General features: G+C 70.0%; 1 protein-coding gene. It reads right to left on the reverse strand.

The window, feature by feature from the left end; genetic code table 11:
• Positions 1-5,133, reverse strand: a 5,133-nt coding sequence (locus ACOQFL_RS22775) for an SDR family NAD(P)-dependent oxidoreductase (RefSeq protein WP_435546252.1), incomplete at both ends; no start/stop codon positions are given.

A 5,133-nucleotide genomic window follows, 5' to 3' on the forward strand; every position in this document is an offset into this window, starting at 1 on the left:
GCCCACTGATGACCAGCGGCGGCGACAACAGAACCGAACTCGATTCGCCCTCGCTGCTCTTCGCTACAGAAGAACCCTCCGGAGCCTCCTCCACAATCACATGCGCATTCGTCCCCGAAATCCCAAAGGAGGACACACCCGCCCGACGAACATGCCCCTCCCGACGCGGCCAGGACACCGCCTCGTTCAACAACCGCACATGCCCGGACGACCAATCCACATGCCGCGACGGCGACTCGGCATACAACGAACGAGGCAACACCTCATGCCGCAACGCCTGCACCATCTTGATCACCCCGGCAACACCCGCCGCGGCCTGCGGATGCCCCAGATTCGACTTCACCGAGCCCACGTACAGCGGTGTGTCCGAGTCGTGTCCGTCCCCGTAGGAGGCGAGCAGCGCGTTGGCCTCGATCGGATCGCCGAGCGTCGTGCCCGTGCCGTGGGCCTCCACAGCGTCCACCTCGTCGGGGGTGAGCCCACCCGCTCGCAGCGCCGCGTCGATCACTCGCTCCTGGGCGGGACCGTTCGGGGCGGTCAGCCCCTGACTGCGACCGTCCTGATTGACCGCGCCCGAACGCAGCACCGCCAACACCTCGTGCCCGTTGGCCCGCGCGTCCGACAACCGCTCCAGCAGCAGCACCCCGCAGCCCTCGGACCACGCGGCACCGTCGGCCAGTTCCGAGAACGGCTTGCAACGACCGTCCGGAGCGAGCCCCCGCTGCCGACTGAACTCGATGAACATCGACGGTGTGGTCATCACGGTGACCCCACCCGCGAAGGCGAGATCGCACTCACCACGCCGCAGCCCCTGCATAGCCTGGTGAATGCCCACCAGTGAGGAGCTGCAGGCCGTGTCCACCGACACCGCCGGGCCCCGCAACCCGAGCGTGTAAGCCAACCGACCCGAGGCGGCGCTCTGCAGGCTGCCGACGGTCACGTAACCGTCGAGGGACTCGCGGTGGCCGAGCAGCCTTCCGCCGTAGTCGTTGTACATCAGGCCGAAGTAGACGCCGCTGGAACTGCCTTCGAGGGAGGCGGGAACTATCCCCGTGCGTTCCAGCGCTTCCCAGCTCGCTTCGAGCAGGAGGCGCTGCTGCGGATCGATGCGTTGCGCCTCCCGCGGGCTGATGCCGAAGAAGGCGGCGTCGAACCGGTCCGCGTCGTGCAGGAAACCGCCCTCGCGCGTCACCGAACATCCCGGCTCGTCCGGGTCCGGGCTGTACAGGCCGTCGATTTCCCAACCCGGACGTTCGGGAAACGCCGTGATGCCGTCCTCGCCGTCGGCGAGGAGACGCCACAGTTGTTCCGGACCGTCGACCTCTCCCGGGAAGCGGCACGCCATGGACACGATCGCGATCGGCTCGTCCGGCGGAGCTTCCCGCTCCGTGGTCCTGCTCGACGCGGTCGCTGATCGCTGTACGGGTCCGCCGAGTTTGTCCGCGAGGTAGCGCGCGAGTGCGTCGACCGTCGGCTGGTCGAACAGCAGCGTCGTCGGAAGCCGCTCTCCGACCAGCTTCGACAGCCGATTGCGAACCTCGACCGCCATGAGCGAGTCGACGCCCAGTTCACGTAGCGACGGAGCGGTCTGCCCACCACCGACCGGGACACTTCGGGCGGTCGGCAACCCCATCACGGTGGCGATCTCGGAACGCACGAGTTCGAGCAGCGCCTCGTGCCGCTCCTCGGGGGTGTCCAGTTCGGTCAGCCATCGCGCCGGACCGTCCGTCGCCGCATCGGCCGCATCGGCGGCGCGACGGACCGAGGATCGGACGAAGCCGCGCAGCACCGGCGGCACGGCCGAGAGATCGTCGTCGGCCGTGCGCTGGAGGGCTCGCTGATCGACCCGCACCGCGACCTCGTTCGTCCGGTCAGCGGCGAGGACCCGGTCGAACAGGCGAAGTCCCTGCTCGGACCGAAGCGGGACGAGGCCACCCCGGCGCAACCGCCGCTGCAGCGCGGTGTCCAGGCGGGTGACCATACCGGTATCCGCCCAGGTGCCCCAGGCGATGCTGGTCGCGGCGAGTCCCATGGCGCGACGCCGCGCCGCCAGCGCGTCGAGCGCCGCGTTCGCCGCCGCGTAAGCCCCCTGCGAGGCGTTTCCGACGGTGCCGATCACCGAGGAGAACAGCACGAACGCGGACAGGTCCAGCTCGCGCGTCAGCTCGTGAAGATGCCAGGCCGCGTCGACCTTGGGAGCGAAGACGTTGCTCACTCCTTCGGGAGACAGCTCGGCGAGCATCCCGTCGTCGAGCACCCCGGCCGCGTGCACGACGGCGGTCAGTGGGTGCTCGGCAGGCACCTCGCCCAGCACGGCCGCGAGGGCTTGCCGGTCCGACACGTCGCAGGCCTCGACGCGCACCGTCTCCGCACCCGCCGCGAGCAGCTCCGCGACGCGGTCATCGGTCCCGGCCGCCGCGTTCCCGGATCGGGAGAGCAACAGCAGGTGGCGCACGCCGTGCACCGTCACGAGATGCTCCGCGAGCGTGCCCGCGAGTCCTCCGGTGCCGCCCGTGATCAGCACGGTTCCCTCGGTGTCGATCTCCTGCCGCAGCGGTCGCCGTGGAGGCTGGAGGACGAGTTTGCCGGTGTGCCCGCCCTGCGCCATCGTGCGGAACACCTCGTGCGCGTCGCGGAGGTCGACGGCGCGGCACGGCAACGGTCGGAGTCGGTCCCGCGCCATGTCCGCCAGTACCTCGTCCAACATCGCCCCGAGCCGCGCGGGATCGACCTCTTCCAGTAGGTCGAAGGCGCGATAGGACACTCCCGGATGGCGTTCCCGCAGCTCCTCGGCCTCGCGAATGTCGGTCTTGCCCATCTCGACGAACCGACCGCCGGGAGAGAGCAGCCGCAGTGAGGCGTCGACCTTCTCGTCGGCCAGGCTGTTGAGTACGACGTCGACACCCTCACCGCCGGTCGCCGTGGTGAACGCGGTTTCGAACTCCGTGTCCCGGGACGAGGCGATGTGGTCCTCGGGCAGGCCGAGTGCCCGCAGCTCGTCCCACTTGGCGGGGCCCGCGGTGGCGAACACCTCCAGGCCCCGCAGTCGCGCGAGCTGGATGGCCGCCTGTCCGACACCGCCCGCGGCGGAGTGGAGCAACAACCGTTCCCCACTCGTCACTCGAGCCAGCTGGTCGAGTGCGTAGCTCGCGGTCAAAAACACCACCGGGACCGTGGCGGCTTCGGCGAACGAGACACCGGCCGGGAGTGGCCGGACCTTCCGCGCGTCCGCCACCGCCAGCGGCGCGAACGCGGAAGCGAAGAATCCGACGACCCGATCACCGGGTGCGAGGTCGGCGACGTCCTCGGCCACCTCGGTCACCACCCCGGCCCCCTCGAAGCCGAGTGGCTGCGCGTCGCCGGGGTACATGTCCATCGCGGTCAACACGTCGCGGAAGTTGACACCACCCGCCCGCACGGCGATGCGGACACATCCCGGTGCGAGCTTCTCCGCCGCTTCCGGGTGAGGGGCGAGACGAAGCGTCGAGAGGTCTCCGCGCTCGTCGATGTCGAGCCGCCACGCATCGGCGGCGGGCTCTTCGAGTTCGTCGGTCCGCGCTTCGGACTCGAGGCGCAGCCGGTTCAGTTCACCTCGACGTGCCGCGAGCTGCGGTTCGTCCGCGGGGATGCGTGCCAGGAGGTCGGTGAGAGCAGGTTCGGCCGTGTCGTCGACGTCCAGCAGCACGAGGTCGCGGTCCGGATGTTCGAGCCGGGCCGTCCTGCCCAGGCCCCAGAGGGCCGCCGCGGCCGGGTTGACCGGCGGGTCGGACACGCGGCAGGAGTGTGCGCCCCGGGTCAGCCAGACGATCCGTGCCGAGGCCGCGCGCTCGGACCGGTACCAGCGCCGCAGCCACTCCAGGCCTCGCAGCGTCGTTTCACCGGTGGCTTCGACTCCGGTCTCGGAGCCGGACCAGTCGACGACGAGCAACGATCTCGACGCGGTATCACTCTCGTCGGCGGTGACCGGTTCGTTCTCGAGTTCGGCGAGGACCGACTCGATGTCGGCCGTCCACCCGGCGACGAACCGGGGCCGGGAAGTGTCCGCGGGTTCGGTCTCGTGCAGTGGAACAGCCCGGAGCCGGTAGAGCTCTCGCGCGTCCTCGGTGGACGCCGTACTCAGCTGCGTTTCGGTCGCGGGCCGTGTAACGAGGGCCTCGATCGTGGCGAGCGGTTGACCGGCGCGATCGAAAGCCTGGATGCGGAGTTCGCGCCCGTCTCGTTCGATGCAGGCACGCAGCGCCGTGGCACCCACCGCGTGCAGCGCCACGCCGCGCCACTCGAAGGGCAGGATCACGGGCTCCTCGCCTGCCGCCGTCTCCAGCGAGCAGTGCAGCGTCGCGTCCAGCAGTGCCGGGTGCAGACCGAATTCCTCGCCCCGCGAAGTCTCCGGGTCCCGGGTTATCTCGGGAGGAGAGGTCACTTCGACGAACGTCGTCGTGCCGTGGTGCCACGCCTCGGTAACACCTCGGAAGGCCGGTCCGTAGCCGTAGCCGCGTGCCGCGAGTCGTTCGTACAGCCCGGTCAGGTCGGCGGGTACGGCGTCCTCGGGTGGCCATGTGGCGGGGGGTGTGGGTTCGGGGAACTCGTGGGCCGCCAGTGTGCCGGTGACGTGTTGCACCCAGCTCGCCTCGTTCCCGTCCGAGTCGACACGACTGTGGAGCGTGAACGCACGATTTCCCTCGTCGTCCGGTTCCGCCACGAGAAGCTGCACCCGCCGGAGCTCATCGGCCGCCAGTGGGAGCGGGGCGGCGAGCAGCGCTTCACCGACACCGGTGAGCCCGACGGCCCGCGCGGCGTGCAGCGCCATCTCGACCAGTGCGGTGCCGGGCACGAGCACCGTGTCGAAGATCCGGTGGTCGTCGAGCCACCATTGTGCTGTTCGGTCGAGCGATCCGGTGAACAGGACCGAGCCGTCCGACAGGTCGGTGCGGGCGGGTAACAACGGGTGCTCGCCGCCGTCGAGGCCGAGACGGGCCGGTTCGGCGGATGCCACCTCCGAAGGCCGCAGCCAGTAGTGTTGGCGTTGGAAGGCGTAGGTGGGTAGGTCCACCGTCCGCGGGTCGGTGCCCGCGTAGACGCTGTCCCAGTCGATCGGGATGCCGTGGGCGAACAACTCCGCCGCGGCCTGCCGCA

Origin of the sequence: Actinopolyspora sabaoui, assembly GCF_051225635.1 — a bacterium.
Classification (GTDB): domain Bacteria; phylum Actinomycetota; class Actinomycetes; order Mycobacteriales; family Pseudonocardiaceae; genus Actinopolyspora.